Below are 26,988 nucleotides of genomic sequence, written 5' to 3' on the forward strand. Positions count from 1 at the left end.
TCCAAAACTTAGGATGGGGGCCATGACCGACCCCTACGCGGATGACGCGGAGCGCGCGCAGCGGCTCACGCGGGGGTTCGGCGCGTTCATGCAGCGGTGGCGTCGTTGGATCCGGCGCCGCCCGTGGCTCAACACCGTGTATCGGGTGCTCGTGACCGCGCTCGGCATCGCGGTCGTGGTGATCGGCCTGATCCTGGTGCCGCTGCCCGGGCCCGGCTGGCTGATCGTGTTTATCGGGTTGACGATCCTCGGCACCGAGTTCCACTGGGCCCGGCGGCTGCTCGGCTGGTTGCGCCGGGTCCTCGCGCGGTTCTGGGAGCGCTGGAACGCCTGGCGCGCAGAGCGGCGACGGCGGCGCGAAGCGGAAGGCTCAGGACGCTAAGCCTCAGGACGCCGAAGGCTCAGAACGCCGAGGGCCGGGTGCCGCGCATCAGCGCAGCACCCGGCCCTCGGGCTCCGTGGCGGGCTACTTCACCAGGGGGAGGTTGAAAATAAAGCCCGGCTGCTCACCGCGACGGAAGGCTTCGGGTGCCTTCGCTGCCGCGATGATGTGGAAGATGAAGAGCACGAGGGACCCGATGCCGAGCACGACCGCGAAGAGTCCGCCGATCACGGGGATCGCGCCCAGGATCCAGCTCGCGAGTACGACGCCAATGCGCAGCAACGAGAAGTTCAGGTTGTCGCGGTGGTACACGTAGGCCTGCTGGTTCCCCTTGTCCTTCTCCACGATGAAGAAGATGAGCGCCGGGATCCAGGTGAAGAACACCGACAGCCAGTAGTTCAGCGTGATGTTCGACACCGGGTCGGCCACCGGCTGCTGATAGCCGGCCGGGGGCGCCTGGTACCCGCCGGGGGGCGGGGTCTGGTAGGCACCCGCTGCCGGGGGCGCCGCGTACTGCGGCGGCTGCACGTGGGGCTGCTGGGGTGCCGCGTACTGCGGGGCCTGCGGGGCGGCCGACGGCTGCTGGGGCGCCGTGTACTGCGGGGCCTGCGGCGTGGTGTGCTGCGGCGGGACCGGGGGTGCCGGAGGTGCCGGGGCGGCGGGCGCTGCGGGAGCGACCGGCGGCTGCTCGGGCAGCTGCGGGGCGGGCTCGGCGGCGGCCGGCACCGCGGGGGTTGATTCGTCGCCAGCCGGCTGGCTGTCCTGTCCCTCAGGGGGCAGCGTGGTCATGGAGATCTCCTCTAGTCCGGGCACGTCTGTTGTATGAGCGTACCGCAGGGCTTCCCCGCGGCACAGGGGAAAATCTTGCGCTGCGGAGGTCGCGGGCCAGATTCCGGTCTAGTAGACGTCGGGGCTCGGGCCGGCGGTGTGCAGAATCGAGACGTCTGCGTGGCGGTCGAAGCGGTAGCCCGTGCCGCGAACGGTGCGCACGATGTCCTGGTACTGCGCGAGCTTCACGCGCAGGCGTCGGATGTGGACGTCGATGGTCCGCTCGCTCGGCGCCTCCTCGTCGGACGCGTCGTTCCACAGCGCCGCGATGATCTCCTCACGGCTCACCGTCCGGCCCTCGCGGAGCACCAGGTACTGGAGCAGCTCGAACTCGCGGAAGGTCAGCGCTGCCGAGATGTTATCGAGCAGCACGCGCTTGCGGGTGAGGTCGAGCACCACGCCGCTCGCCGCGCGATCCTGCTCGGGTGCCTCGTGCTGCTTCTGGCGCGCGTGTGCGGCCGGATCGCCGAGCGCGAGGCGCACCACGTCAACGTCGCGGCCGCCGGTGCCCTCGGGGGCGAGCGCGACGGCGGCGTAGGTGTCTGCCTGCGGGGCGAGCTGGGCGACGAGCTGCTTAATCTGCGTCACGATCGCGCCGAGTCGCGGATCGCCCGCGGCGATCTTGTCCTCGGCGAGGCCGACGTAGAGCGCGAAACCACGGATCTCAGAGCCGGCGGGAACGTTGCGTTCCGGGGCGACGGCGGTGTGCGCCGCGGCCAGGGCTGCGGCGGGAGTCTCGATCGTGGTGGGCTGTGCGGTCTGGATGGTGCTCATGATGATGTCCTTGGGTGCTGTGGTTCCGGATGCGCCGGAACCTCGCCACCGGAGTGGCGGGAATGATGCGAGAGTGAGCGAGCGCGAGGCTCAGAAGCTCACCTGGGGCAGCGAAGCCGGACTACCGGTTCGCGTACGGTGGAAGCGCGAGATTGCGGTTCACATGCACATTCGACAGCGCATGACACCCTGCCCGGCCATCATCATGCCGGAGTTCCCAAAGTTCACCTCGAAGGCGGACCGGGGACGAATGGTGTCATACATAGGGGCTAGTTAAGCAAGACATTGCGTCGTGTGTCAACCCCGAAGTGGGAAGCTACGCGGTGCCGTAGAGGCGATCGCCCGCGTCGCCCAGGCCCGGCACGATGTATGCGCGCTCGTCGAGGCCCTCGTCAAGCGCGCCCAGCACGAGCGTCACCTTGCGGTCACCCGCTGCCTCGCGGATCACCTCGACGCCCTCCGGGGTGCCCAGTACGCAGATCGCAGTGACGTCGTCTGCGCCGCGCTCGAACAGGAACTCGATCGCGCCGGCGAGCGAGCCGCCCGTCGCGAGCATCGGATCCAGCACAAAGCACTGGCGTCCGGCGAGCGAGTCGGGGAGTCGCTCGGCGTAGGTGGTGGGCTGCAGCGTCTCCTCGTCGCGCACCATGCCGAGGAAGCCGACCTCGGCGGTGGGGACGAGCTTCACCATGCCCTCGAGCATGCCGAGGCCCGCGCGCAGAATCGGCACGATGAGCGGCAGGGGCTCACTGAGGCGCACGCCCGTCGTGGGGGCCACGGGGGTCTGGATCTCGTGCGGTTCGACGCGGACCTCGCGGGTCGCCTCGTACGCGAGCAGGGTCATCAGCTCCTCGATGAGGAGCCGGAAGGTGGGCTGCGGCGTTTTCGCGTCGCGGAGCACCGTCAGCTTGTGGGTGATCAGGGGATGATCCGCTACGAAGACACGCATACGCATATTCTATTCCCGTGCCCACCCGTATTCCGCCATCCGCCGCCGAGATTGCCGCGATGCGTCGCGCGCTCGCGGAGGCCGAACGCGCGTCCGCGGCCGGAGAGATCCCGGTGGGCGCGATCGTGCTCGGCCCCGACGGCGAGCTCATCGGTGCCGGGCACAACACCCGCGAGGCCGTTGCCGACCCGACCGGACACGCGGAGGTCCGCGCGATCCGGCAGGCCGCCGCGACGCTCGGGGACCGGATCCTGAGCGGATGCACGCTCGTGGTCACGCTCGAACCGTGCGTCATGTGCGCGGGCGTGATCCTCGCCGCCCGGATCCCGCGCATCGTGTTCGGGGCGTGGGACGAGAAAGCCGGGGCCGTGGGCAGCGTCTACGACCTCCTGCGCGATGGCCGGCTCCCGTCACCCGTGCCCGAGGTGGTCGCCGGGGTGTGCGAGGCCGAGAGCATCGCGCTGCTGCGGGAGTTCTTCGCGGCCCGCAGATAGCGGCCGCGGCGCGGGCTACAGCCGCGGCGCCACCGTCACGGGCTCCGGCGCGAAACTGACCGCGACGCGGTCGCCCGCACGGAACTCCGCGTCCGCGCCGTGCTGCGCGGCGACCGTGTGGCCGTCCTCGAACTGCACCACGGTGCGCCGGATCGGCCCGAGGAAACCGCTCGAGAGGACCACGGCGTGCGGGGTCGCGTCCGTCGGCGCCCCCGACCACCCGGTGAGCCGCACATGCTCGGGCCGAACGTAGGCGGTGACCCGGGCCCCCGCGACCCGGGTCGAGCCGGCGGGCGCGGCCAGCACCGGCAGCTCGGTGCCACGCACCCGCACCCCGGCCCCGGCGAGTTCCCCATCGATCTGGTTCGAGAGGCCCACGAAGTCCGCGACGAAGGGGGACGCGGGGCGGCGGTACAGTTCCTCGGGGGTGCCGAGCTGCGCGATCCGCCCGGCCTCCATGACGGCGACGCGATCCGAGATCGCGAGCGCCTCCTCCTGGTCGTGCGTCACGAACACGGTCGTCATGCCGAGTTCGGTCTGGATGGCGCGGATCTGCTCGCGCAGGCGCACCCGGACCTTCGCATCGAGGGCGGAGAGCGGCTCGTCGAGCAGCAGCGCGCGGGGACGGGTGACGAGCGCGCGGGCGAGCGCGACGCGCTGTTGCTGACCCCCGGAGAGCTCGTGCGGAAAACGCTCGGCGAGGCGGCCGAGCCCCACGATCTCCAGCATCTCGCCCACCCGGGTGCGGCGTTCCGGCTTCGGAACACGCCGCATGTCGAGCCCGAACTCCACGTTCTTCGCGACGGTCAGGTGCGGGAACAGTGAGTACTGCTGGAACACCATCCCGATATCGCGCCGGTTCACCGGCACGTGCGTGACCTCCTCGCCGCCGATGAGCACGCGCCCGCCCGTGACGGATTCGAGCCCGGCGATGCACCGCAGCGCCGTGGTCTTGCCGCAGCCCGAGGGGCCCAGCAAGCAGATCAGCTCGCCCGGCGCGAGTTCCAGATCGACGCCGTGGAGCACGGTGGTGCCACCGTACGCCTTCGTGACGCCGTCGAGGCGAACGGACTGGCCTGCGTGGCCGGTCGTGCCGCTCTGGGAAAGGGGGGTCTCAACGGGCACGGGCGGGCTCCTTGGCGGTGGGGGACGGGCGGCGGCGCGGCGGCCCGCCGGTGGCGCTCACGAGGAGCAGCACGACGAAGACGCCGACGAGCGAGAGTAGCGAGATGGCGACCGCCACGAAGGGGTCGGACTTCGACACCTGCAGGAGTGCGGTTTGCAGGGTGATGCGGTTGAGCAGCGACGACACGGTGAACTCGCCGAGCACGATCGCGATCGTGAGCAGCGACGCGGCGAGCAGGCCGCGGCGTACGCCCGGGGCGATGATCCGGAGCAGCACGGTGCCCCAGCCGGCACCCAGCGACCGCGCGGCCTCGGCGCGCACCCGCGCGTCCATGCCGGCGAGGTCCGACGCGATCGCCCGGTAGGCGAAGGGCAGCACCAGCACCCCGTACGCGAGACACAGCGTCCACACGCCAGAGCCCACGGACTGCCCGATCACGCGGTAGATCGGCGCAAAACCGACCACGAGCACGATCGCGGGGATGGCGATGGGGAGAACCGTGAGGAGATCGAGCGCGCGCTGCAGTCGCGGGAACCGCAGGTGCACGAGCACGATCGTCGGGAAGAACACGAGCAGCACGATCCCGAGCGTGAGCGCCGCGAGCAGGAACGAGTTCCCGAGCCCCTCGAACAGGACCCGATACGTGCGCTCCTTCGCGGGATCGAACAGCGCGAGCCAGTGCTCGGGGCCGTAGCCGCCCGCGGTGCGGCGCAGCGTGAACTCCAGCATCGCGACGAGCGGGATCAGGAAGGCCGCGCCGATGACCCCGATAACGGTGCGGGCGAGAGCGGGCGAGGGACGGCCGGGCGTGCGGGCGCTCATCGTTGCCACCGTGCCGCGCGCGACATGAGCCGGCCGTAGGCGAGCATCACCACGGTCATCACGACGATCATGCCGAGCGCGAGCACGCCCGCCGTCGCCGCCTGGCTGGCACCCGTCTCCCCGATGAGTGCGGCGCGGATCTGCAGGGGCACGATCTGAGAGCCCTGGCTGATCAGGGCCGCCGCCGTCGCGTAGGAGGAAAACGCGTTCGCGAACAGGAGCAGCAGCGAACCGAGGAAGGCGGGGGCGAGCACCGGGAGACCCACACGCAGCCAGTAGGCACCGCTCGAACCGCCGAGCGTCGCCACGGCCTCGGACCAGTCCGGACGCAGCGCCACCACGGCGGGGAGGAACGTGATCACCATGAGGGGAACCTGGAAGTACAGATAGGGCAGGACCAATCCCGGGAGTTCGTACAGCCAGACCCCGCCGGCGTACAGGTCCACGCCGAGCTGTTCGCGCAGGATCACGGTGACGATGCCCTGAATGCCGATCGTGGCGATGAACGCGAAGGCGAGCATGACCCCGCCGAACTGGGCGAGGACCGAACTCGCCGCGTCGATCACCCGGCGCAGCGGGCCGCGCTCTGGAAGCGCCGCCAGCGCCCAGCACAGGATCGCGCCGAGTACCGCACCCACCACCGCGGTGAGGGCACTCACCCCGATGCTTGCGGAAAACGCGGCGAGGGTGTTCGGCTGCGTGAGCACGGCGAGGCCGTCGAGGGTGAATCCGTGCTCCCCGGTGAACCCGCTCGCGATCGCGATCACCGTGGGCACGGCGAGGAACAGGAGGACATACGCGGCGAACGGGGTGAGCCCGAGCGCCGGGAGGAATCGTTTCATGAGGGAACGCGCGAGGGACCGGGGGCAGCGGCACAGCCGCTGCCCCCGCCGATCCGCTACTGGACCGTGGCGGCCCAGCGCTCGGTGAGCAGCGCGTTCGCGGCGTCGGTCTGCGCCTGATCCGGCGACACCCAGTCCGCGGAATCCACGCCGAAGGTGGCCGCGTCGATGAGCTTCTCATCGGCCGTACCCGCCTCGGTCAGCGCGTCCACGCGAACCGGGACCGCGTTCCCCTTCAGGAACATGGCCTGCACCTCGTCGGAGAAGATCCACTCCTGCCACAGCCGCGCCGCGGCCGGGTTCGGGGCGTCCTTGTTGATCGCCTCGTTGTAGAACGAGACGTAGGCGGCACCCGGGAGGACCGTGGTCTTCCAGCTGGGCTTGTCCGCGGCCGCGGCCACGTTGTTGAAGGACCAGTCGAACACGACCGGCGTCTCGCCCGAGGCGATCGTCGCGGGCGTCGGATCGAGCGTCAAGAAGTTTCCGGCCGTGCGCAGCTCGCCCATGAAGTCGATACCGGGGCCGAAGTCGTCGACCCCGCCGCCGTTCAGCGCCGCGATCGAGCCGACCGCGGCGAACGCGGCACCGGCCTGCGTGGGGTCGCCGTTCAGGGCGACCGCCCCGGCATAGTCGCTGCCGAGCAGATCCTTCAGCGCCTTCGGTTCGGGCAGCTTGTCCGAGTCGTAGCCCACCGACATGATGCCGGAGTAGTTGTTCACCCACAGGCCCTCGGGGTCCTTGTTCTCGGCGGGGATCGAATCCCACACCTCGACCTGGTAGGGGGCGAACTGATCGACGCTCGACAGCGCCACCGCCGCGCCGAGATCGAAGACGTCAGGGGCCGTGTCCTGCCCCTTCAGGTTCTCGGCGGCCTGGATCTCCTCGGCGCTGGAGGCATCGGGCGAGGCCGAGTTGACGGTGATGTCGTAGGTGTCCTCGAAGCCGGCGATGATCTCGCCGTAGTTCGCCCAGGTCTCGGGGAGCGCGATCACGTTCAGCTCGCCCTCCTCCTGAGCGGCCGCGATGAGGCCATCCATGCCGCCGAAGTCCTCGGCGCTCGTCGCGGTGGCCGCGTCCACCGCGCCGGTGGTGCTGCCCGAGTCGCCGGCACCGGCGTCGGGTGCCGCGCCGGAGGAGCAGGCCGCCAGGCCGCCGACGATCAGGGCGGTGGTGAGGAGCGTTGCGGAACGCAGGATAACGCGAGAGGCCACAGTGGTTTCCTTCCGGAGAGTGAACGGATCGCCGGTGCGGCGCGTGCGGCAGCCGCCGCGGCGGTGCCGATCCGATCCCACGCTAGGGAGGGCGGGTTGCCGGGGAACTGCCCGCGAGTGGCCGCGACGTGAACGGTGCGTGACGCGGGGCGCCTATGCTGTGCACATGGATCCCGCCCAGATCGGCCCCCACCGCACTGCCGTCGCGCTCGCCGCCGAGATCGACGCGGGCCTGCGGTCGCGGGCGACTCCCGAGCGGGCGGAGCGCGAGCGCGCCTACCTCAAGAGCGAGATCACCCACTACGGGGTCACGGTGCCGCAGACACGCGCCGCGGTGACCGCGGCGCTCCGTGGCCTGGGGCTCGGCCACGACACGCTCGGCCACGACACGCTCGGGCACGACGAGCTCATCGCGGCCGCGACGCTGCTGTGGGCTGCGCCGGAGCCCGGACCGGAGCCCGATCTGGAGCCCGATCTGGAGGCCGAACCAGTGCACGAGCCGGTGCACGAGCCGGTGCACGAGCGGCGCGCGGCCGCGATCGCACTGCTCGAGGCGCGGAGCGCGCTGCTCGGCCCCGACGACTTGGCGCTGCTCGAACGCTTCCTGCGCGAGTCGCACACCTGGGCGCTCGTCGACGACCTCGCTGGATCGGTCGTGGGTCCGCTCATCGAACGCGCGGCGGATGCGACACCCGAGCGTGCCGGCGAGCTCACGGACACGCTGGACCGCTGGGCAGCCGACGAGGACTTCTGGATCCGGCGCTCCGCGCTCCTCGCGCACCTGCTCCCGCTCCGCGCGGGACGCGGGGACTTCGCCCACTTCGGCCGCATCGCCGATGGGATGCTCGACGAGCGGGAATTTTTCGTCCGGAAGGCGATCGGGTGGGTGCTGCGCGACACCTCACGCACGCGCCCCGAGCTCGTGTTCGAGTGGATCCTCCCGCGCGCCGCCCGCGCGTCAGGCCTCACCGTGCGCGAGGCGATCCGGCGGCTCCCCGAAGCCCAGCAAGCCGAGGTGCGTGCGGCGCGCGCGGCGTCCTAGTCGCTCGAGAGCATCACCACGGAGCTCGTGGTCGGTTGCGTGGAGTTCGGGTCGAGGTAGACGTCCGGCTCCAGGTAGATGATCCGCGCCGCGGGCACCGCTTCGCGGATCCGGCGTTCGGCGAGATTCACGATCATCGATACCTCGTTCATGGTGCGCTCCGGGGCCAGGCTGATCTTCGCGCCGATCATGAACTCGTCGGGGCCGACGTACAGCGTCTTCATGTGGATCAGGCGGTCGATGTCCTTCGACTTCAGGAGCGCGGCCTCGATCTTCGCGACGTCCTCGTCGCTCGCGCCCTCGCCGACGAGCAGGCTCTTGACCTCGGCACCGATGATGACGGCGACCGCGATGAGCAGCACGCCGATCGCGATCGTCGCGATACCGTCGAACAGGCCGTTGCCCGTGAGCACCGTGAGGCCGACCCCGAAGAACGCGATGACCAGGCCGAGCAGTGCGGCCATGTCCTCGAGCAGCACGACGGGCAGCTCCGGGGCCTTGGAGCGACGGATGAACTGGAACCACGTCGAGTCGCCCTTGTGCGGGCGGCTCTCGCGCACCGCGGTGCGGAGCGAGAAGCTCTCGAGCACGATCGCGATCGCGAGGACGACGAGCGGCAGCCACCACATGTCGAGCGGGTGGGGGTTCTGAATCTTCGAGACGCCCTCGTACACGGAGAACACGCCGCCGATCGAGAACAGGACGATCGCCACGACGAAGGCGTACACGTAGCGCACGCGCCCGTACCCGAACGGGTGCTCCTTGTCGGCGGCCTGCTTCGCGCGCTTGCCACCAAGCAACAGGAGCAGCTGGTTCCCGGAGTCGGCGAGCGAGTGCACGCCCTCCGCGAGCATCGACGACGAGCCGGAGAACGCCCACGCGATGAACTTGGTGATCGCAATGCCCATATTGGCGAGGAACGCCGCGATGATCGCCTTATTTCCGCCTGTCGCGCTCATGTCAGATGCCTCCAGCCGAGTGTCGTACGCTTCTGCGCCATTCTACGGTGGGTGGGCCGCGTGCGGGGGATATAGCCGGGTGCCGGATCCGCGATCGCGCTCGGGTTCCTCCTACACTGGGCCTGTGAGCGAAACGACGACGCAGCCCCAGACCGCCCTGCCCCGAACCGCGATGATCGGGGTCGGCTCGATGGGCGGGGCGATTCTCGCGGGCTTGCGGGACCCGGGCGTCGCGATCGCCCGCCCGATAGCGGTCACGACGCACTCTGCGGCCTCGGCGGCGCAGTTCGCGGGAGCCGCCGACGTCACGGCCGTGGCGGTCGCGGACGACGCCGAAGCGAACCGGCGGGCTGTCGCCGGGGCCGGGCTCGTGATCCTCGCGGTGAAGCCGTGGCTCGTGGTCGATGCGGCGCGCGAGATCGCGGAGGCCCTCGACCCCGGCGCCGTGGTCGTCAGCGTCGCCGCGGGCGTGCCGAGCGCCGCGATCGAGGCCGTGCTCCCTGGCGGCATCGCCGTGGTGCGTGCCATGCCGAACACCCCCGCCCATCTGGGCCGGGGCATGACGGGGATCGCGGGCGGCGCGAGCGCTGATGCCGCCGCGCTGGCGCTCGTGCAGCGGCTATTCGAGACCGTCGGCCAGGTGCTCGTCGTGCCGGAGTCGCAGATCAACGACGTGGCGGCCGTGTCCGGATCCGGCCCCGCCTACCTGTTCTACTACGTGGAGGAGATGATCGGCGCGGCCGAGCGCCGCGGGTTCACGCCCGAGGCCGCCCGTCAGCTCGTGCAGCAGACGGTGCTCGGGGCCGCGGAACTCCTCGACACGAGCGGCGAGGACGCGGCGCAGTTGCGGCGCAACGTGACCAGCCCGAAGGGGACCACGGAGCAGGCCATCTTCGTGCTCCAGGACGCCGGCTGGGGTGAGCTGTTCGACCGGGCCCTCGCCGCGAACGTGCGCCGCTCCGAGGAACTCGAGGGGAACTCACCGGCCTGCCGGCCTGCCGGATCACCCTAACCTAGGCAATTTATCTGGCCCGACCCGTTTTCGGGCAAAAACCCATCGGGCCAGATAAATTGCCTAGGTTTAGGCGTGCTGCGCCGGGGGCCGGGCTAGGCGATGGTGGCGAAGCGCTCCACGTCGGCGGCGGTGCCGCTCACGATGATGAGGTCGTGGGGGGAGATCAGCGTGTCCTGGGTGGCGTGCGTGAAGGGCTGCCCGGGCGTCTTCACGCCGACCACGGTGACGCGGTACCGGGTGCGCACGCCGCTCTCGGCGAGCGTGCGGCCCCGGATCGAGCGCGGCGGGTACATCTTCGCGATCACGTAGTTGTTGTCGAACTGGATGAAGTCGAGCATCGCGCCGCTCAGGAGGTGGGCGACGCGCTCGCCGGCCTCGCGCTCCGGATAGATCACGTGGTTCACGCCGATCCGCTCGAGGATCTTGCCGTGGGAGGCCGAGATCGCCTTCGCCCAGATCTGGGGGATCTCAAGGTCCACGAGGTTCGCGGCGATCAAGACGCTCGCCTCGATCGAGGAGCCGGTCGCGACCACCGCGACCTGGAACTCGTCGGCCCCGATCTGGCGCAGGGCCTCCATCGAGCGGGCGTCGGCCTGCACCGCGTGGGTGACGCGGTCGGCCCACTTCTGGACGAGGGTCGGGTCGGTGTCGACGACGAGGACCTCCCGGTCCTGGCGGTCGAGCTGACCGGCGGTGGCGGCGCCGAAACGGCCGAGGCCGATGACAAGCACCGGGGCATCACTGCGAATATCAACCAACGATCGGCCTTTCTTCGGGGAGTCGGAACAACCGCGAGCGGTTGGTGGCCGCGATTGCCGCGGCGAGGGTGACGGTGCCGACGCGGCCCGCCCACATGGTGGCGATGAGGACGTACTTGCCCGCATCAGGGAGTTCCGCGGACAGGTTGGAGGACAGGCCACAGGTGCCAAACGCGGAGATCACCTCAAACAGCACGATGTCGAGCGATTCGCCGGTCATGTGCATGATCGCGACCGTCGCGGCGAGCACGATCGTGGCCCCCCAGATCAGGATCGAGACGGAGACGCGGAGCACCTCGTTCGGAATGCTGCGGCCGAACGCCTGCACGTCCTTGTAGCCGCGCGCTTCCGCATACGCCGCGAGGAACAGCACCGCGATCGTGGTGACCTTGATGCCGCCGGCGGTGGAGGCCGATCCGCCGCCCACGAACATCAGCATGTCCATCACGAGCAGCGTGGAGCCGTTCATGTCGAGCGGGTCGATGATGCCGAGCCCGCCGGAGCGCGTCATGATCGACATGTAGACCGAGCTGAACATCGTCTGCCAGAAGTTCTGGCTGCCGAGGGTCGCCTGGTTGTTCCACTCGAGCGCGGCGATCGCGAGCCAGCCGAAGATGACAAACACGATGGTCGTGGTCAGGGTGAGCTTCGCGTGCAGCCCGAGCCGCTTGTGCGCGCGCCAGCCGCTGCCGATCACGTAGCGGTAGAGCGCGAAGATCACGGGGAAGCCGATCGCGCCGAGGAACACGCCGATGGCGAGCACGCTGAGCAGGTAGACGTCGGTGGCGAACGGATCGAGCCCGCCCCCGAGCGGCACAAAGCCGGTGTTCGTGAACGCGGAGGCCGCGAGGTAGAACCCGTTCCAGAGCGCGTGCCAGAAGTCATAGCCGGCCATCATCAGGCGCGGGGTGATGAGTACCGTCAGGGCGGCCTCGATGATGACCACGCTCAGCGCGACCGCGCCCAGCAGGCCGCCGATCTCGCCGAGCCCCACGGCCTGGCTCTCGGAGACGTCACGCCCCATGCGCATCGGGTTCGTGTCACCCGCGGCGAGCAGGCGCTGGCGGAGCCCGAGCCGGCGGGTCACCGTGAGCCCCAGGATGCTCGCGAGCGTGAGCACACCGATGCCGCCGATCTGCAGGCCGGCGAGCACCACGATCTCGCCAAACAGCGACCAGTGCGTCGACATGTCGACGGTGGAGAGCCCGGTCACGCAGATCGCGGAGACCGCGGTGAAGAGCGCGTCGGCGAGCGGGGTCATCGTGCCGCTACTGCTCGCGATGGGCAGCGAGAGCAGCGCGGTCCACAGCAGGATCAGCGCGGTGAAGATGAGCAGCGCGAACCGGGCGGGGGACGAGTGGATCATCCCCCCGATCCACGACCGCCGCGAGAGTGCAGCGGAGCGGCGCTGGCTCCTGACGGATGCCCCCACAGTGCCCTACTTTCCCGGTGACGGTGCGAGGCGCACGAATCTCATGGTCTCGGCTTGCTGGTGTCATGGTACACATGCGAAGCGGCTCAGGTGAATTATCGGCCCGCGGCACGCGGGTGCGGACAGAATGCCTGCGGCCCACTACCCTGGGGCTATGCCAGATATCTTCGGGGTTATTGCCGACGCGACCCGGCGCGACATCCTGCAGGTCCTGCTCGAGCGGGTGCAGCGCGACGCCGAGATCAGCGTGTCCGAGATCGTCGGGCAGCTCGAGATCAGCCAGCCGACCGTCTCGAAGCACCTGAAGGTGCTGCGCGAGGCCGAGCTTGTGACGGTCCGCGAGGAGGGGCAGCACCGCTACTACTCCCTGAACGCCGAGCCGCTCGAGATGATCGAGGACTTCATCATCCCGTTCCTTTCGGCGGGGTTCGATACCGAGGTGACGGTCGAATATCTGTCGGAGTCGGGCGAGCGAATCCCGGGCCCGGGGGATCAGGATGCGTTCGCGAACCTCGACGAAGAGGTGCTCCCGGAGGAGGCCGCGGCCGCCGCGGAGCGCATGGGTCGTGCTGCCGCACGCGCCGAGAATCGGGTGAAGGAGCTCGTCGCTCGGTTCCGTCTGCGCGAGTGATATCGAGGAATCTGCCGATTCGGTTCGCGCTGCGGCCTCGCACCGAGTAGGATTACTGTTTTGTGGGCCACGAATCCGGCGGCCCGAGAGACGTTGTGAGGTGACCGTGGGTTCTGTTATTAAGAAGCGCCGTAAGCGTATGTCCAAGAAGAAGCACCGCAAGCTGCTTCGGAAGACGCGTCACCAGCGTCGCAATAAGAAGTAGTCGACGCGCCTCGGGCGCGACGGATGCTGGCGTCGGGCCGTAGGTCCGGCGCCATTGTGTTTTCTGGGATGCGGTACGTGCGGAGGGGAACCCCATGCGAGCAGTGCGGTTGACGCTGATCGGTAAGCCCGGCTGTCACCTGTGTGACGAGGCGCGCGACGTCGTGGAGCGCGTCCGCGCGGAGGTCGCGGCGGAGGGTGTCGAGACGGAACTCGAGGAGCTCGACATTCTGCAGGATCCCGCGCTCGCGCGCGTCCATGCGGAGAGTATTCCGGTGCTCCAGATCAACGGCAAACGCCACGCGATTTGGCGCGTGGATCCCGCGCGCCTCGCTCCCGCGATCCAGAAGGCGGCCCGCGGCCCGCTCGGGCGGCTGCTGCCGTAACCCTCGTTCCGGCCGCGACTGCCGTTCTCGCCGGAATCCCCGTTCTCGCCGGAACCCCCCCACCGTTTGCGTGACTCGAAAGGCTGCTCATGACCCTGCGCCACATTGTTTCCTGGAAGCTCGGCGGCGAATCGCGCGCGGAGCGCGACGCCCAGGCCGCGGAGATCACCGCCGCCCTCCTGCCGCTGCGCGAGCTCGTCCCGACGCTGCGCGCGCTCGACGTGCACCGGAACGAACTGTTCGACGGCGACAACTACGATCTGACGCTCGTCGCGGACTTCGACGACGCCGAGGGCCTCGCGGTCTACGCGACGCACCCCGACCATGTTGCGGCGGGTGCGGTGGTGAAGCAGTACGCCGTGGCCCGCGTCGCCACAGACTTCACGCTCTAGCCCCGACCCATCGCGGCGAGCACGCATTTTGGCACCTTTCCCGTCGTGGGAAGGTGCCAAAATGCGTGCTCGGCCGGGTGGCGGGCTCGGGGGCGCGGGTGAGAGCTAGGCCCGCGCGAGCAGCTCGGCGCTCGGGGCGTAGGCGCGATAGCTCTGCTGGATCGCGATCTGGTCCGCGAGGTACTTCGCGTCGTGCCACACGCCCCAGATGAAGCTCGAGCCGCGGCGCGACTGCCAGGGGAGTCCGAGGAAGTACACGCCCGGCTCGCGGGATACGCCACGCTGATGCACCGGTCGGCCGAGCTCGTCGAATGCGTCGACCTGGAGCCAGCTGTAGTCGGCGCGGAATCCGGTGGCCCACACGATCGAGGTGATGCCGGCCGCGGCGAGGTCCAGCTCGAGGATCGGGTCGGTGACGCACGCCGGATCCGGGCCCAGCTCGCGGGCCGTCGGTTCCTCGGGGAGGTCGAGGCCCATGCGCTCGATGTAGGCGTCGGCCTCGTCGAGCAGCGCCAGGTAGTTTTCGTCGCCACCGCGAATGTTCGTGGCGAGGTCGGTGCCGAAGCGCATCACGCCGTCCTCGTACGCGTTCGCGCGGCCCACGAGTGTGATCCCGTCGGCGGCGAGATTGCGGAAGTCGATGGTGCGCCCGCCATCCGCCCCGCTGACGGCGATCGTGACGTGTTCCGCGCCCTCCGCGGGCGTGGCCGCATCCCACTTGCCCAGCACCCCGAGCCACCACACGAAACTGCGGTTGCGGTAGCGCTGCGGCGGGCGATCGTGCGGCCCGACGGCCAGGGTGACCTGGCGACCCGCCTGACGGAGTTCGTTTGCGATCTGCACCCCGGAGGAGCCAGCCCCGACGACGAGCACGCCCCCGTCCGGGAGCTGCTGCGGGTTGCGGTAGCTGGCGGAGTGCAGCTGCGTCAGGCCGGCGCGCTCGGGCACGATGGGCGGGATCGCGGGGACCTGGAACGCGCCCGTGGCCGCCACGATGTAGCGCGCCCGGATCGAGCCGTCGGAGGTCTGCACCTGGAAGCCTGCCGCGTGGGGCAGTTTCTGCACGGACTGGACCTCGACGCCGCAGCGGATCGGGGCGTCGATCATGCGCGCGTACGTTTCGAAGTACGCGGCGACCCGCTCCTTCGGGGCGAACGCGTCCTGATCGAGGTCGTCGAATTCGAGGCCGGGGAAGCGGTCGTGCCAGGCGGGACCGTTCGCGACCAGGGAGTCCCACCGTTCGGAGCGCCACCGCTCCGCGATTCGATGCCGCTCAACGACGATGTGGGCCACGCCCTGCGCGCTCAGGTGCTCGCTCATGGCGACGCCGGCTTGCCCGGCGCCGACGACGAGGACTTCGGTGACCTCGGGTGCTGTGGTCGGCATGATTCGTTCTCCGCTCGAATTGGGGTCGATGCGGATCGCCGGCGCGGGGCAGCAGTGCACTCGGGGCCGGGATCCGGCCGGGGCGCGGAAGGTGCGGCCCGGATATGCACCAGCAAACCCCAGGGTTCGAGCGGGATGCCAATACACATTCGCGGAGCACTGCATCGGTTTCAATGATGCAGCTAACCTGCAGGATCGGAAAAAGGCATGTCCGTGACCTTGGCTGGCGCGGGCACCTCGCCGGTGACCAGCTCGCGCACGGCGGCGGCCACCGCACGTGAGCGCGCGGTGCGCTCGACCTGCGCCAGCGAGGCCACCGTGACGTTGAGCCGGCGCACGTCATCGCTGATATCGACCACCACCGTCTTGCTCCCGGTGTACGTCTCCTCGATGCGGGGGCGCTGGTTCAGGATCGCGAAGCCGCAGCCCATCGCGACCAGGGAGCGCACCGCCTCGTAGTTCTTGGTGCGGTACTTGATGTTCGGGGTGACGCCGACGTCACTGAACAGCTGCAGGAAGTACGTGCTGCTGTCGGGGAGATCGAGCAGGACGAGCGGATCGTTCGCGAGCTCTGCGAGGGCCACTTCCGCGCGCCCGGCGAGCGGGTGCGCGGTGTCGAGGATGACGTGTGGCGAGACCTCCGCGATGAACTCGTGGTCGATCCCGTCGGGCGAGGTGAGGTCGTAACCGACGACGACCTCGGCCCGGCCCCCGCGCAGGGCCGCGAGGTTCTCCTCGTGATCGCCTTCAAGCACGTCGACGGTGAGCTCGGGATAGCGCTCCTGCAGCAGCGCCAGGAGCTGGGGGAGCAGGAACGGGGTCAGCGTGTGGAAGCAGGCGATCGTGATCGCCCCGCGGACCTCGTTCTGCTCGGCCTGGATGTTTTCGATGGTGTCGGTGAGGAGGCCGAACAGGCGGTGGGTGTCGCGCAGCAGCTCTTCGCCGGATGCCGTCAGGATCAGGCCCTTCGAGTGCTGGCGAATGAACAGCGCGGTGCCGAGGGAGCGCTCGAGGTGCGAGATCGCCGTGGAGACCGCGGACTGGGCAACGTGGAGCTGCTGGCTCGCCGCGGTCATGTTCAGCGTCTTCGCGCACTCCGCGAAATAGCTGAGCTGGGTGAGCGTGATGGCAAAACGGTGGCTCATGCGGGGGATCCTCCGGCGGTGGGGGCACGGCTGTGTGCATCTGAATTATCGATAGCCTAGCTTCGTTTTGAGTATTTTACAGATGCAATTTCAGTGTTGAGAATGGTGCTCAGGACCCCGTTCATCCCGCAACTCAACGAGGAGACACCGTGACGGAAACGACGCACCTGCGCCTGCGGAAGTTCAACACCCGCGAGACCTACCCGGAGCAGAACCTCGACAACGACCTGTGCCAGGCCGTGGTGGCGGGCGGGGTGGTCTACCTCCCCGGACAGATCGGGCAAGACCTCGACACCCGCGAATCGGTCGGCATCGGGGACGTGACCGCGCAGACCGAGCAGGCCATGCGGAACATCGCCATGCTGCTGGAGGAGGCGGGCAGTAGCCTGGCCGACATCGTGAAGGTGACGATCTACATCATCGACCCGCGCTACCGCGAGGACGTCTACCGCACGGTCGGGAAGTGGCTGAAGGGCGTCTACCCGGTGTCCACCGGCATCGTGGTCCAGGCGCTCGCACGCCCCGAGTGGCTCGTCGAGATCGACGCCACCGCGGTGCTCAGCGATGGGGGCCGGGCGTGACTTTTTCACTGATCCTCCGCGACCCCGTAACGGGGGAATTCGGATCCGCGATCTCCTCCTCTTCGCCCGCGGTTGCCGCGCGCTGCGTGAACCTCGCCGACGGGGTCGGCGGCGCGCACTCCCAGAACGTGACCGACCCGCGCCTCGGCCCCGCGCTCCTCGCCGAGCTCGGTGCCGGTGCCACCGCGCAGCAGGCCGTCGACCGGGTCGTTGCGACGCAGGATCCCGCGACGATCGGCTACCGCCAACTGCTGGTGCTCGATGCGGCAGGCCGCGCCGCCGTGTACTCCGGGGACCGCGCGCTCGGGATCTTTGGTGCGGCCAGCCGCGAGAACGCGGTCGCGGGCGGCAACATGCTCGCGAGTCTCGACGTGCTCGACGCGCTCGTGGACACGGCGCTGTCCGCCCCCGGCCGGATCGAAGAACGCCTCCTCGCCGCGCTTCAGGCCGCGGTCGCGGCGGGCGGGGAAGCCGGCCCCGTGCACTCCGCAGGGCTGGCGGTCGTGGGATCCGCCGGCTGGCGGATCACCGACCTCCGCGTCGACTGGTCCGAGGACCCGATCGGGGAGCTCGGGCGCGTGCTCGCGGAGTGGCTGCCGCAGCGCGATGACTACACCCACCGCGGGCTGAACCCCGCGGCCGCCCCCTCGTACGGGGTACCCGGAGATGAATGACCCGCTGAAGTCGCGCGTTGCGGCGCGCGCCCGGGAGGTCGACGCCGAACTGATCGCGCTCTCGAACGATCTCCACGAGCACCCCGAGACGGGTTGGCAGGAGCACCGCTCCGCCGCCGCGGTCGCCGCGGTCCTCGCCGCGCACGGCTTCGACGTGGAGCAGCCCTACCTGGGCCTCGAGACCGCCTTCCGCGCGGTGCGCGATCCGGCATCCGCGACCCGTTTCACGGTCGGCTTGCTCGCGGAGTACGACGCGCTCCCCGGCCTCGGGCACGCCTGCGGCCACAATCTCATCTCGGCGATGTCCGTCGGTGCGGCGCTCGCGCTCGCGGCCGCGGCCGACGAGGTCGGGATCGCGGTGGAGGTGATCGGCACCCCCGCCGAGGAGGGTGGCGGCGGCAAGATCGCGCTGCTCGACCGCGGCGCGTTCACGAACCTCGACTTCGCACTGATGGCGCACCCCGCCCCCGTCGACGTGGCCGAGGCCCGGCCCTTCGCGGTGACCCACTGGCACGTCCAGTACGACGGCCGCGCCGCGCACGCCGCCGCGTACCCGGAGCGCGGGACCAACGCGAACGACGCGTTCCTCATCGCGCAGGTGGCGCTCGGTTTGCTCCGGCAGCAGCTGCCCGCGACGGTGCGCGTGCACGGCGTACAAACCCGTGGCGGCGAAGCGCCCAACGCGATCCCGGAGCGCACAGAGGGGCGCTGGTACGTCCGCGCCGAGACGACCGAGCAGCTCCTCGCTCTCGAAGCGCGGGTGCGTGCGTGCTTCGAGGCCGGCGCGCTCGCCACGGGCGCGCGCCTCACCATCACGCCGGAGAGCGAGCGCTACGCCGAGATGCGCACCGACGAGGCCGCGCTCGACCGGTACCGCGAGAACGCGACCGCGCTCGGCCGAAACTTCGACGTCGATCCGGCCGCCGCCACCATGAACCGCGCCTCGACCGACATGGGCAACGTGTCCCAGCTCGTGAACGCGATCCACCCCTACATCGGAGTGGGTGGCGAGGCGAGCAATCACCAGCCCGCCTTTGCCGCGGCCTGCGTGGGCCCGGGGGCCGAGCAGGCGCTGCGCGACGGGGCCGTCGCGCTCGCCTGGACCGCGCTCGACGTGGCACGGAACCGCATCTGATCCACCACTGAATCCCGGCGCCCCACGCGGCGCGAGCACACCCACGGAGAAACGAGAACGACATGACCCGTACCCATGCCGAGTGGCAGGCCGCTGCGGCGGCCCTCGAGTTCGACGGCCGCGCCGTCATCGGGGGCACCCGCGTCGCCGCGAGCTCGGGGAAGACCATCGCGAAGACGAACCCCGCCACCGGCGAGGTGATCTCCCACATCCACGAGTGCGGCGGGGCCGAGGTGGACGCCGCCGTCGCCGCCGCCCGTGCCGCCTACGAGTCCGGGGAGTGGTCGCGGGCCGGTGCAGGTTTCCGCCGCGAACGCCTGCTGGAACTCGCCCGCCTCATCGAGGAACGCGCCGACGAGTTCGCGCTCTACGACACCCTCGACATGGGCAAGCCGATCCGCGAGTCCTCGACGATCGATGCGCCCGGATCCGCGGCGCTGTATCGCTTCTACGGGGAAGCCGTGGAGAAGCAGGAGCACCTGATCCCGGTCACGCCCCCGGGTTCCACCGCGCTCGTGACGCGCGAGGCGCTCGGCGTGGTCGCCGTGATCGTGGCCTGGAACTATCCGCTCGAAATCGCGACGTGGAAGCTTGCCCCCGCGCTCGCCGCGGGCAACGCCGTCGTCGTGAAGCCGCCGGTGGAGGCCTCACACTCGACGCTGTTGTTGGCCGAGCTGGCCCTCGAAGCGGGGATCCCCGCGGGCATCGTCAACGTGGTCCCCGGACGCGGCTCGGTCGTGGGGGCGGCGCTTGCCCTGCACGAGGACGTCGATATGCTCGCCTTCACGGGGTCCACCGAGGTCGCCAAACAGCTGCAGCAATACGCGGGGCAATCGAACATGAAGCGGCTCGCCCTCGAGGCCGGCGGCAAGAGCTCGAACCTGATCTTCGCGGACTGCGACGACCTGGCGCTCGCGGCGCAGAAGGCCGCGTTTGGCAGCTTCTACAACCAGGGTGAAGTGTGTTCGGCGAACTCCCGCATCTTTGTGGAGCGCGCGGTGTATGACGACTTCCTGCGGCTGTACGCCGAGGCCGCCCGGGCCTACGCGCCCGGGGATCCGCTCGACCCGGCCAGCGGGATCGGCTCGCTCGTGTCCGAGGCGCACGCGGACACCGTGTGGGCGACCATCGAGAACGCCCGCCGGGACGGCACGATCGTCGCCGGTGGCACCCGGCCGGAGATCGCCGGATCCCGCGCCTTCATCGAGCCGACCATCGTGACGGACGTGCCCGCAGACCACGAGGTGCACACGCGCGAGATCTTCGGGCCGGTGGCCGTCGTCACCCCGTTCGACACCGAGGAGGAAGCGATCGCGCGGGCGAACGAGACCCCCTTCGGCCTCGCCGCATCGCTCTGGACGGGCAGCCTGGCCCGGGCGCACCGCGTCTCGGAGCGCCTGGTCGCCGGCACGGTGTCCGTGAACACGGTGGACGCCCTCGGCTTCACCACGCCGTTCGGCGGCTTCAAGCAGTCCGGGTTTGGCCGGGATCTCTCGGTGCACGCGCTCGAGAACTACACGGACTACAAGACGACGTGGATGCAGTGGGGGTAGGCGGAGATATCCGCCGAACTGCATCTCAAACCACGATGCAGTGATCCGAAAATAACTATTTTACTGATGAATGACGCGGTGTGACGATGGGTGCAGGACCCGCGACCCGTCCGGTCAATGCCGACTGAGAGGAACCCGACATGACCATGCAGCAGGAATTCTCCGACGTGAGCGCGCAGCTCACGAACACCCCGAGCGGGCTCGCCGAGATCGCGAAGCGCCACCTGGTGATGAACTTCACCCCGGCGAGCAAGTACCGCGACGACGAGCTCCCGGTGTTCGTGCGCGGCGAGCACTGCTCCGTGTTCGACGAGAGCGGCCGACGCTTCTTCGACGGCCTCGCGGGACTGTTCTGCGTGCAGCTGGGCTACACGCACGGGGCCGAGGTCGGCGACGCCGTGCGCGATCAGCTGGCGGCGCTCCCGTTCCAGACCACGTGGAGCGTGGCGCACCCGCCCGCCGCGCTGCTCGCCCAGAAGATCGCGGAGCTCGCGCCCGGCGACCTGAACCGCGTGTTCTTCGCCTCGGGCGGCGGCGAGTCGAACGAGGCCGCAATCAAGCTTGCGCGGCAGTACCACATCACCCGGGGTGAGGGGACGCGCACCAAGTTCATCGCCCGCCGCGTCGCCTACCACGGCACCAGCTTCGGCGCGATGTCGCTGAACGGAATGACGGACGTGCGCAAGATGTTCGAGCCCCTCATGCACGGGGTGCGCCACACGCACAACACGAAGCGCTACCGCCGTCCCGAGGGCGAGACCGCCGAGCAGACCACGGCATTCCTCCTGGCCGAGCTGGAATCGCTCATCGTGCAGGAGGGTGCCGACACCATCGCGGCGATCATCATGGAGCCACTGCAGAACGCGGGCGGCAGCCTCACCCCGCCCACGCCGGACTACTTCCCGGGCGTGCGGGCGCTGTGCGACACGTACGGCATCCTGCTGATCGCGGACGAGGTCATCACCGGTTATGGCCGCCTCGGCTCCTGGTTCGGTTCGACCCACTACGGATTCCAGCCCGACATGATGACCTTCGCGAAGGGCATCGCCTCCGCCTACATGCCGCTGGGCGGCGTGATCGCGAGCGACCGGATCATCGAGACGGTGCTCGACGGACCGCTCGGCATGTTCAACCACGCGCTCACCTACGGCGGCCACCCGGTCGCCTGCGCCGCGGCACTGAAGAACCTCGAGATCATGGAGCGCGAAGGCGTCGTGGAGAACGTCGCCGAGCTGAGCCCGTACCTGGGGGAGAAACTCGCGGAGGTCGCGTCCCGGCACGCGGCGATCGTCGGTGACCTGCGCGGCGACGGCTTCCACCGCAGCTTCGAGCTCGTCACGGACCACGCTGCGAAGCGCTGGGCCGAGACGCCGCTGAACGCGGGCGACTTCGTCGGCGGCCACCTGAATCCGGCGCTTGCCGAGGCCGGGCTGCTCTGCCGGGTCGCGATTGACGCCGAGGGGAACCCGCTCGTGCAGGTGTCGCCCCCGCTCGTCATGACTCGTGCGGATATCGATGAGCTCGCCGGGCTCCTGGACCAGGCGTTTACCGCCGCGACGGCGAGCGCCGGGCTGTAATTCCGAGTGACCCCCGGGGACCCTGCGTCGGGTCCCCGGGGTGGCGCGATTCGTCGCGCCATTTTTACCCAACTTCAACGGCGAAATAGGGATCCCCCATGAGCGAATATCCACGGCTGACGACGTCCACGACCAAGATCATCACCTTCGAACGGCGGCACATCCGGCCGATCCCCGACGACGAACGTCACGGGACGACGCGCGGGCTCTTCTTCGTGTGGCTCGGGATCAACATGCTCCCGCTCACCATCGTCACGGGTGCCCTCGGGCCCACCGTGTTCGGGCTCTCGCTCGGGTGGACCATCGCCGCCGTGGTCATCGGCAACGTCGTCGGCGGTCTGGGAGCCGCGTTGCACGCCTCTCAGGGGCCGCAGCTGGGGATCCCCCAGATGCTGCAGGCGCGCGGGCAGTTCGGCTACTTCGGTGGCAGCCTGCTCGCGCTCATCGCGGTGATCATGTTCCTCGGCTTCTTTGCCTCCAACCTCGTGGTGGCCGCGCAGAGCTTCGCCGCGGTATTCCAGAGCGACAACATCAACATCGGCATCATCGTGTGCGCCGGGATCGCGCTGGTGGTCGCGATCTTCGGCTACGACCTCGTCCGCAAACTCATGGCCGTGTTCTCGGTGGTCATTGGGCTGCTCGTGGTCGTGTCGATCATCATCGCGGTCGCGAACCCCGCGACGTTCGTGCCGCACGCGGACCTCGGATACAACACCGCCGGGTTCTTCGGCATGCTCGCGATCGGCGTCACCTGGCAGCTCGCGTACGCCCCGTACGTCTCCGACTACTCGCGGTACATGCCGCGCGAGGGCGGGGCCAAGCAGGCGTTCTGGGCCACCTACTTGGGCCTGGTCCTGGGCACCGTGCTCGTCATGCTGCTCGGCGCGCTCGTCGGACTGACCACCGCGGACGGGGACACGATGGCCGCGCTCGGCCGCCTCCTCGGCGGCTTTGGCCCGGTCGTGCTTTGTGCGTTCGGGATCGCCTCCGCGGTCATGAACTCCTCGAACATTTACTCCGGGGTGATGTCCTCGCTCACCGTGCTCGAAACGATCTCCGCGAAGATCCGGATCGATACCGCGAAGCGCATCCTGATGACGGTGGCGTATGCGGTGATCGCCATGCTGGGCGCGCTCCTCGGCAAGGACAGCTTCCTGCTGATCTTTGGGGACTTCGTCACGCTGCTGCTCTACGTGCTGATCCCGTGGTCCGCGATCAATCTCGTCGACTACTTTGTGCTCCGCAAGGGCCACTACGCCGTTGACGACATGTTCCGGCGCGATGGCGGTCGCTATGGGCGCTGGGACTCGGCGGGCCTCGTGAGCTATCTGATCGGCATCCTCGTGCAGATCCCATTCATGGTGACCAGCCTGTACACCGGGCCGCTCGCCGAGCCGTTGGGCTTCGTGGACGTGGCCTGGATCTTCGGCTTCATCGTCCCGGGCGCGCTCTACTACCTGTGGCGGCGTGGCGGCGCGGCGGCGGAACTCCGCACCGCGGCGCGGGAGCGGGTGGCCGCGTGAGCGCGCCGGATCTGGTCGTCACCGGTGCCCAGCTGTGGGCCCCGGCGCTCAGCGCGGACACGGCCGTCGCGGTGCGGGATGGTCGGATTGTGGCGGTGGGCAGCGACCGCGCGATCGGCGCCCTCGCCGCGCCACAGACCGAGCGGATCGATGCGGCGGGTGCGGCGCTGCTCCCGGGATTTCACGACGCGCACATTCACGCGCTCGCCGGCGGGCTCGCGCTGCTCGGCTGCGACCTGGAAACCGAGCACTCGCTCGACGGCTACGGCCGACTCATCAGGGACGCCGCCGCGCTCGGCGAGCCCTGGGTGATCGGTGCCGGCTGGTTTGGGGACGTGTTCCCCGGCGGGCTCCCCACGCGGGAGCTCCTCGACGAGTGGGTGCCGGACCGCCCCGCGGTGCTCACCAGCCACGACGCCCACGGCGTTTGGGTGAATACTCGGGCGCTGGAACTCGCGGGGATCACGGATGACACGCCTGATCCGCCGGCCGGCCGGATCGTGCGGAACGCCGACGGTGTTGCGACCGGCATGCTGCTCGACACCGCCGGGGAACTCGTCACGCGGCTCGCACCACCGCGCGGTGCCGCCGAACAGCGGCGGGCGCTGCGTGCCGCGCAGGAGCGGCTCTTCTCCCTTGGGATCACGAGCTGGCACGACGCGATCCTGGGCGACTACCTCACCCTGCCGGATAGCTTGCCGACGTATCTCGAGACCCGTGCGGACGGGAGCCTGCGGGCCCGCGTGACCGGGTCGATGTGGTGGCCGCCGACGGCCGGGCCCGCGTACCTGCCCGAGATGCTCGGGCGGATCGATGCGGCGCGCGGCGCGGGGTTCGCGGTGTCGAGCGTCAAGATCATGCAGGACGGGATCTGCGAGAACTGCACGGCGGCGCTCATCGACCCCTACCGGGGAGTGTCGCCCGCGGTGCGCGGCGATTCGGTGATCTCGCCCGAGGATCTCGCCGAGATCGTGTGCCACCTGGATGCGGCGGGGCTCAGCGTCCACTTCCATGGCGTCGGGGACCGCGCGGTGCGCGAGTGCCTCGACGCGGTCGCGGCGGCCCGGGCGGGAGGCACAGGGGTGCGGCACCAGATCGCGCACCTGGACCTCGTCGATCCCGCGGACATCCCGCGGTTCGCGGAGCTCGGCGTCACCGCGAACCTGCAGCCACTGTGGGCGCGCAACGACCAGGAGATCCTCGAGCGGAAGCTCCCGCTGCTGGGCGCAGAGCGGGCGCAGTTCCACTTTCCGTTCGGGTCCCTGCACCGCGCGGGGGCCCACCTCGCGATGGGAAGCGACTGGCCGGTGACGAGTCCGGATCCGCTATGGGGGCTGCACACCGCGTGCACCCGAACCGCGCCCGCGGCCGATGTGCACGCACTGAACGCGGAATCCCGGGTCCCCGCGCTGCCGGATGAACAGCTCAGCCCGGAGGTGGCGATCCGCGCGTACACGCTGGGCTCCGCGGAGATCTCGGGCGTCGCGGACCAGCTCGGGCGCATCGCGGTCGGCGCGCTCGCCGACCTCGTGCTCCTGAGCGGGCCGGTCGGGGCCGCTGGCGATTTCGACCGCGTGCGCGTTGCCCGCACCATCCTCGGCGGCACCACGGTGTACGCCGCACCCACCACGGACGACCGCGATCCCGAGCTGGCCTCACCGTCAGCTCGGGCGTGACAAGGAGAACCATGACTCAGGAACCACCCGTCGTCACGAAGACATTCGTGCGATTCGAGCAACAACACATTCTGCCCATCCCCGAGACCGAGCGAACGGGCACGAGCAGGTCGATCTTCGCCATCTGGGTGGGGCTCAACATGATGCCCCTCACCGTGGTCACGGGGGCCGTCGCGACGGGCGCCTACTCGCTGCCCATCGGGTGGAGCATCGCCGCGCTCTTGATCGGCAACGTGATCGGGGCCTTCGGCTCGGCCCTGCACGCATCGCAGGGTCCGCACCTCGGGATCCCGCAGATGCTCCAGGCCCGTGCCCAGTTCGGGTATCTCGGCGGCGGTCTCTTCGCGCTGATCGCCTTCATCATGTTCATGGGCTTCTTCGTCGGCATCCTGATCGTTGCGAAGGACGCGCTGCTCGCCGTGTTCCCGAGCGTGAACGGCTCGGTCGCAATCATCGGGTTCGCGGCCGTCGGCATCGTGCTGTGCGTGTTCGGCTTCGATTTGCTGCGCAAGACGATGGTGTACATCTCGATCCTCATCGCGGTCGCCGTGACGGTGTCCATGGTGATGCTCTGGCTGCAGCCCGAGGTGACCGCTTCCCGCACCGACGCGGAGTTCACCCTGGAGGGGTTCTTCGCGGTGCTCGCGATCGGGGTGGTGTGGCAGCTCGCCTACGCGCCCTACGTGTCGGACTACACGCGGTACCTTCCGAAGCAGACGGGCCCGAAGACCGCCTTCTGGAGCACCTACCTGGGGCTCGTGCTGAGCTCGGTGTTCGTGATGACGCTCGGCGTGCTCCTCGGGGCCGCGAACCCCGACAATCCGCTTGCCGCGCTGAGCGATCACCTGGGCGGGCTCGGCCTCGTCGTGCTGCTCGTGTTCGCGGTCACCTCCGCGCTCATCAACGGCGTGGAACTGTACTCGGCCGTGATGAACGCGCTGACCGGAATCCAATCGAGCTTCCGGAACGTCATCATTACCTCCGGCACGCGCGTGTGGACCACGGTGGTGTGCGGGGTCGTCGCCACGGTCGTCGCCCTGCTCGGCCAGGGGGACTTCATGACGGCGTTCGACAACTTCCTCTCGCTCCTGCTCTACGTGCTGATCCCCTGGTCCGCAATCAACCTCGTCGACTACTTCGTCGTCAAGAAGGGGCACTACACGATCGGCGACCTGTTCGACCGCACCGGCGGACAGTACGGACGATGGAACGTCGTGGGGCTCGGGAGCTACGCGATCGGGTTCCTCGCGCAGGTGCCGTTCATGATCACGGCCCTGTACACGGGACCGATGGCCGCACCGCTGCACAACGTGGACATTGCCTGGCTCGTCGGCTTCGTCGTGACCGTGATCGTCTATCTGGTCTGGGTGAAGCTCGCCCCGAACGGCGGCACCCGAGAGGTCGAGGACGCCGCCGCCGAGGCCGCCACGACCCACGAGCCGACCCGCTAACTGCCCGGCCCCGTTCGTCGCCCGCCCCGGACTACGACCG

The 26,988-nt window shown here is 69.5% G+C and carries 28 protein-coding genes; 16 read left to right on the forward strand and 12 right to left on the reverse strand.

Annotation, left to right across the window (positions count from 1 at the left end; genetic code table 11):
• Positions 1-22 precede the first annotated feature (22 nt).
• The gene (locus tag D3230_RS13570; protein ID WP_237467561.1) at positions 23-382 is read left to right on the forward strand and encodes a TIGR02611 family protein; all 360 of its coding nucleotides are present in this window, start codon (positions 23-25) and stop codon (positions 380-382) included.
• An 84-nt stretch (positions 383-466) separates the two neighbouring features.
• Here the strand turns inward: D3230_RS13570 and D3230_RS13575 are convergent, their stop codons facing one another.
• The 3 genes from D3230_RS13575 to upp form a co-directional block, all read right to left on the reverse strand.
• Positions 467-1,171 (reverse strand): DUF4870 domain-containing protein, encoded by a 705-nt coding sequence (locus D3230_RS13575; protein WP_202345577.1) that lies wholly within the window; start codon positions 1,169-1,171, stop codon positions 467-469.
• 108 nt (positions 1,172-1,279) lie between these two features.
• On the reverse strand, positions 1,280-1,984 hold the full coding sequence (locus D3230_RS13580; RefSeq protein ID WP_202345578.1) for a winged helix-turn-helix domain-containing protein: 705 nt from the start codon (positions 1,982-1,984) through the stop codon (positions 1,280-1,282).
• A 316-nt stretch (positions 1,985-2,300) separates the two neighbouring features.
• Positions 2,301-2,933, reverse strand: a complete 633-nt coding sequence (gene upp / locus D3230_RS13585; protein WP_202345579.1) for a uracil phosphoribosyltransferase — start codon at positions 2,931-2,933, stop codon at positions 2,301-2,303.
• A 59-nt stretch (positions 2,934-2,992) separates the two neighbouring features.
• On the opposite strand from upp, the gene D3230_RS13590 reads away from it, so the two are divergent.
• Entirely contained in the window at positions 2,993-3,427 is a 435-nt protein-coding gene (locus D3230_RS13590; RefSeq protein WP_202345662.1) for a nucleoside deaminase, read from the forward strand.
• 15 nt (positions 3,428-3,442) lie between these two features.
• Here D3230_RS13590 and D3230_RS13595 read toward each other — a convergent pair whose 3' ends face one another.
• From D3230_RS13595 to D3230_RS13610, 4 genes are read right to left on the reverse strand one after another with little or no spacing between them, the layout of a single operon-like run.
• Positions 3,443-4,552 (reverse strand): ATP-binding cassette domain-containing protein, encoded by a 1,110-nt coding sequence (locus D3230_RS13595; RefSeq protein ID WP_202345580.1) that lies wholly within the window; start codon positions 4,550-4,552, stop codon positions 3,443-3,445.
• The gene (locus D3230_RS13600; protein WP_202345581.1) at positions 4,542-5,375 is read right to left on the reverse strand and encodes an ABC transporter permease; all 834 of its coding nucleotides are present in this window, start codon (positions 5,373-5,375) and stop codon (positions 4,542-4,544) included. The genes D3230_RS13595 and D3230_RS13600 overlap by 11 nt, the downstream gene beginning before the upstream one ends.
• Positions 5,372-6,217 carry an ABC transporter permease gene (locus D3230_RS13605; protein ID WP_202345582.1) on the reverse strand — a complete coding sequence of 282 codons (846 nt, stop codon included), beginning with the start codon at positions 6,215-6,217 and terminating at the stop codon, positions 5,372-5,374. The genes D3230_RS13600 and D3230_RS13605 overlap by 4 nt, the downstream gene beginning before the upstream one ends.
• A 56-nt stretch (positions 6,218-6,273) precedes the next feature.
• The gene (locus D3230_RS13610; RefSeq protein ID WP_202345583.1) at positions 6,274-7,428 is read right to left on the reverse strand and encodes an ABC transporter substrate-binding protein; all 1,155 of its coding nucleotides are present in this window, start codon (positions 7,426-7,428) and stop codon (positions 6,274-6,276) included.
• A 166-nt stretch (positions 7,429-7,594) separates the two neighbouring features.
• On the opposite strand from D3230_RS13610, the gene D3230_RS13615 reads away from it, so the two are divergent.
• Entirely contained in the window at positions 7,595-8,470 is an 876-nt protein-coding gene (locus tag D3230_RS13615) for a DNA alkylation repair protein (protein ID WP_202345584.1), read from the forward strand.
• On the opposite strand, the gene D3230_RS13620 is transcribed toward D3230_RS13615, so the two are convergent.
• Entirely contained in the window at positions 8,467-9,429 is a 963-nt protein-coding gene (locus D3230_RS13620; RefSeq protein ID WP_202345585.1) for a cation diffusion facilitator family transporter, read from the reverse strand. The genes D3230_RS13615 and D3230_RS13620 overlap by 4 nt on opposite strands.
• A gap of 172 nt (positions 9,430-9,601) precedes the next feature.
• On the opposite strand from D3230_RS13620, the gene proC reads away from it, so the two are divergent.
• Complete coding sequence (proC, locus tag D3230_RS13625; RefSeq protein ID WP_202345663.1) at positions 9,602-10,441, forward strand: pyrroline-5-carboxylate reductase; 840 nt, start codon at positions 9,602-9,604, stop codon at positions 10,439-10,441.
• Positions 10,442-10,536: 95 nt separating this feature from the next.
• Here the strand turns inward: proC and D3230_RS13630 are convergent, their stop codons facing one another.
• Positions 10,537-11,202, reverse strand: coding sequence for a potassium channel family protein (locus D3230_RS13630; protein ID WP_202345586.1), 666 nt, complete (start codon positions 11,200-11,202; stop codon positions 10,537-10,539).
• The gene (locus D3230_RS13635) at positions 11,195-12,568 is read right to left on the reverse strand and encodes a TrkH family potassium uptake protein (protein WP_202345587.1); all 1,374 of its coding nucleotides are present in this window, start codon (positions 12,566-12,568) and stop codon (positions 11,195-11,197) included. The genes D3230_RS13630 and D3230_RS13635 overlap by 8 nt, the downstream gene beginning before the upstream one ends.
• Positions 12,569-12,788: 220 nt before the next feature.
• Here D3230_RS13635 and D3230_RS13640 point away from each other — a divergent pair, with 220 nt between their 5' ends.
• From D3230_RS13640 to D3230_RS13655, 4 genes are all read left to right on the forward strand, one after another.
• The gene (locus tag D3230_RS13640; protein ID WP_202345588.1) at positions 12,789-13,265 is read left to right on the forward strand and encodes an ArsR/SmtB family transcription factor; all 477 of its coding nucleotides are present in this window, start codon (positions 12,789-12,791) and stop codon (positions 13,263-13,265) included.
• 106 nt (positions 13,266-13,371) lie between these two features.
• Positions 13,372-13,470: a 30S ribosomal protein bS22 gene (locus D3230_RS13645; RefSeq protein ID WP_005504750.1), complete on the forward strand. Its 99-nt coding sequence runs from the start codon at positions 13,372-13,374 to the stop codon at positions 13,468-13,470.
• A gap of 94 nt (positions 13,471-13,564) precedes the next feature.
• Positions 13,565-13,855 carry a glutaredoxin family protein gene (locus tag D3230_RS13650; protein ID WP_202345589.1) on the forward strand — a complete coding sequence of 97 codons (291 nt, stop codon included), beginning with the start codon at positions 13,565-13,567 and terminating at the stop codon, positions 13,853-13,855.
• Positions 13,856-13,944: 89 nt separating this feature from the next.
• Positions 13,945-14,247: a Dabb family protein gene (locus tag D3230_RS13655; RefSeq protein ID WP_202345590.1), complete on the forward strand. Its 303-nt coding sequence runs from the start codon at positions 13,945-13,947 to the stop codon at positions 14,245-14,247.
• A 105-nt stretch (positions 14,248-14,352) separates the two neighbouring features.
• Here the strand turns inward: D3230_RS13655 and D3230_RS13660 are convergent, their stop codons facing one another.
• Together D3230_RS13660 and D3230_RS13665 are read right to left on the reverse strand one after the other, a co-directional pair.
• Positions 14,353-15,633: a flavin-containing monooxygenase gene (locus D3230_RS13660; RefSeq protein ID WP_202345591.1), complete on the reverse strand. Its 1,281-nt coding sequence runs from the start codon at positions 15,631-15,633 to the stop codon at positions 14,353-14,355.
• A 182-nt stretch (positions 15,634-15,815) separates the two neighbouring features.
• Positions 15,816-16,778, reverse strand: coding sequence for a LysR family transcriptional regulator (locus D3230_RS13665; protein WP_202345592.1), 963 nt, complete (start codon positions 16,776-16,778; stop codon positions 15,816-15,818).
• Between the two features lie 149 nt (positions 16,779-16,927).
• Between D3230_RS13665 and D3230_RS13670 the strand changes: the two genes are divergently transcribed.
• The 8 genes from D3230_RS13670 (at position 16,928) to D3230_RS13705 (ending at position 26,948) form a co-directional block, all read left to right on the forward strand.
• A complete protein-coding gene (locus D3230_RS13670) occupies positions 16,928-17,359 on the forward strand; it encodes a Rid family hydrolase (protein WP_202345593.1) in 432 nt (143 codons plus the stop codon).
• Positions 17,356-18,033 carry a DUF1028 domain-containing protein gene (locus D3230_RS13675; protein WP_202345594.1) on the forward strand — a complete coding sequence of 226 codons (678 nt, stop codon included), beginning with the start codon at positions 17,356-17,358 and terminating at the stop codon, positions 18,031-18,033. The genes D3230_RS13670 and D3230_RS13675 overlap by 4 nt, the downstream gene beginning before the upstream one ends.
• Positions 18,026-19,168 (forward strand): M20 family metallopeptidase, encoded by a 1,143-nt coding sequence (locus D3230_RS13680; protein WP_202345595.1) that lies wholly within the window; start codon positions 18,026-18,028, stop codon positions 19,166-19,168. The genes D3230_RS13675 and D3230_RS13680 overlap by 8 nt, the downstream gene beginning before the upstream one ends.
• Positions 19,169-19,230: 62 nt before the next feature.
• A complete protein-coding gene (locus D3230_RS13685; RefSeq protein WP_202345596.1) occupies positions 19,231-20,721 on the forward strand; it encodes an aldehyde dehydrogenase family protein in 1,491 nt (496 codons plus the stop codon).
• A gap of 140 nt (positions 20,722-20,861) precedes the next feature.
• Positions 20,862-22,298, forward strand: coding sequence for an aspartate aminotransferase family protein (locus D3230_RS13690; protein ID WP_202345597.1), 1,437 nt, complete (start codon positions 20,862-20,864; stop codon positions 22,296-22,298).
• 98 nt (positions 22,299-22,396) lie between these two features.
• The gene (locus D3230_RS13695) at positions 22,397-23,821 is read left to right on the forward strand and encodes a purine-cytosine permease family protein (RefSeq protein WP_202345598.1); all 1,425 of its coding nucleotides are present in this window, start codon (positions 22,397-22,399) and stop codon (positions 23,819-23,821) included.
• Complete coding sequence (locus D3230_RS13700) at positions 23,818-25,497, forward strand: amidohydrolase family protein (RefSeq protein ID WP_202345599.1); 1,680 nt, start codon at positions 23,818-23,820, stop codon at positions 25,495-25,497. The genes D3230_RS13695 and D3230_RS13700 overlap by 4 nt, the downstream gene beginning before the upstream one ends.
• An 11-nt stretch (positions 25,498-25,508) precedes the next feature.
• Positions 25,509-26,948 (forward strand): purine-cytosine permease family protein, encoded by a 1,440-nt coding sequence (locus D3230_RS13705; RefSeq protein WP_202345600.1) that lies wholly within the window; start codon positions 25,509-25,511, stop codon positions 26,946-26,948.
• The last annotated feature ends 40 nt before the right edge of the window (positions 26,949-26,988 follow it).

It is taken from the genome of Leucobacter chromiireducens subsp. solipictus (assembly GCF_016758195.1).
GTDB lineage: Bacteria > Actinomycetota > Actinomycetes > Actinomycetales > Microbacteriaceae > Leucobacter > Leucobacter solipictus.

Bases quoted from the DNA above. Each gene is read 5' to 3' on its own strand.
- proC (WP_202345663.1), top strand. From the start codon at position 9,602: ATGATCGGGGTCGGCTCGATGGGCGGGGCGATTCTCGCGGGCTTGCGG.
- D3230_RS13680 (WP_202345595.1), top strand. From the start codon at position 18,026: ATGAATGACCCGCTGAAGTCGCGCGTTGCGGCGCGCGCCCGGGAGGTC.
- D3230_RS13580 (WP_202345578.1), bottom strand. From the start codon at position 1,984: ATGAGCACCATCCAGACCGCACAGCCCACCACGATCGAGACTCCCGCC.
- D3230_RS13615 (WP_202345584.1), top strand. From the start codon at position 7,595: ATGGATCCCGCCCAGATCGGCCCCCACCGCACTGCCGTCGCGCTCGCC.
- D3230_RS13605 (WP_202345582.1), bottom strand. From the start codon at position 6,217: ATGAAACGATTCCTCCCGGCGCTCGGGCTCACCCCGTTCGCCGCGTAT.
- D3230_RS13575 (WP_202345577.1), bottom strand. From the start codon at position 1,171: ATGACCACGCTGCCCCCTGAGGGACAGGACAGCCAGCCGGCTGGCGAC.
- D3230_RS13600 (WP_202345581.1), bottom strand. From the start codon at position 5,375: ATGAGCGCCCGCACGCCCGGCCGTCCCTCGCCCGCTCTCGCCCGCACC.
- D3230_RS13705 (WP_202345600.1), top strand. From the start codon at position 25,509: ATGACTCAGGAACCACCCGTCGTCACGAAGACATTCGTGCGATTCGAG.
- D3230_RS13620 (WP_202345585.1), bottom strand. From the start codon at position 9,429: ATGAGCGCGACAGGCGGAAATAAGGCGATCATCGCGGCGTTCCTCGCC.
- D3230_RS13660 (WP_202345591.1), bottom strand. From the start codon at position 15,633: ATGCCGACCACAGCACCCGAGGTCACCGAAGTCCTCGTCGTCGGCGCC.
- D3230_RS13635 (WP_202345587.1), bottom strand. From the start codon at position 12,568: ATGATCCACTCGTCCCCCGCCCGGTTCGCGCTGCTCATCTTCACCGCG.
- D3230_RS13695 (WP_202345598.1), top strand. From the start codon at position 22,397: ATGAGCGAATATCCACGGCTGACGACGTCCACGACCAAGATCATCACC.
- D3230_RS13690 (WP_202345597.1), top strand. From the start codon at position 20,862: ATGACCATGCAGCAGGAATTCTCCGACGTGAGCGCGCAGCTCACGAAC.
- upp (WP_202345579.1), bottom strand. From the start codon at position 2,933: ATGCGTGTCTTCGTAGCGGATCATCCCCTGATCACCCACAAGCTGACG.
- D3230_RS13655 (WP_202345590.1), top strand. From the start codon at position 13,945: ATGACCCTGCGCCACATTGTTTCCTGGAAGCTCGGCGGCGAATCGCGC.
- D3230_RS13590 (WP_202345662.1), top strand. From the start codon at position 2,993: ATGCGTCGCGCGCTCGCGGAGGCCGAACGCGCGTCCGCGGCCGGAGAG.
- D3230_RS13665 (WP_202345592.1), bottom strand. From the start codon at position 16,778: ATGAGCCACCGTTTTGCCATCACGCTCACCCAGCTCAGCTATTTCGCG.
- D3230_RS13640 (WP_202345588.1), top strand. From the start codon at position 12,789: ATGCCAGATATCTTCGGGGTTATTGCCGACGCGACCCGGCGCGACATC.
- D3230_RS13685 (WP_202345596.1), top strand. From the start codon at position 19,231: ATGACCCGTACCCATGCCGAGTGGCAGGCCGCTGCGGCGGCCCTCGAG.
- D3230_RS13650 (WP_202345589.1), top strand. From the start codon at position 13,565: ATGCGAGCAGTGCGGTTGACGCTGATCGGTAAGCCCGGCTGTCACCTG.
- D3230_RS13570 (WP_237467561.1), top strand. From the start codon at position 23: ATGACCGACCCCTACGCGGATGACGCGGAGCGCGCGCAGCGGCTCACG.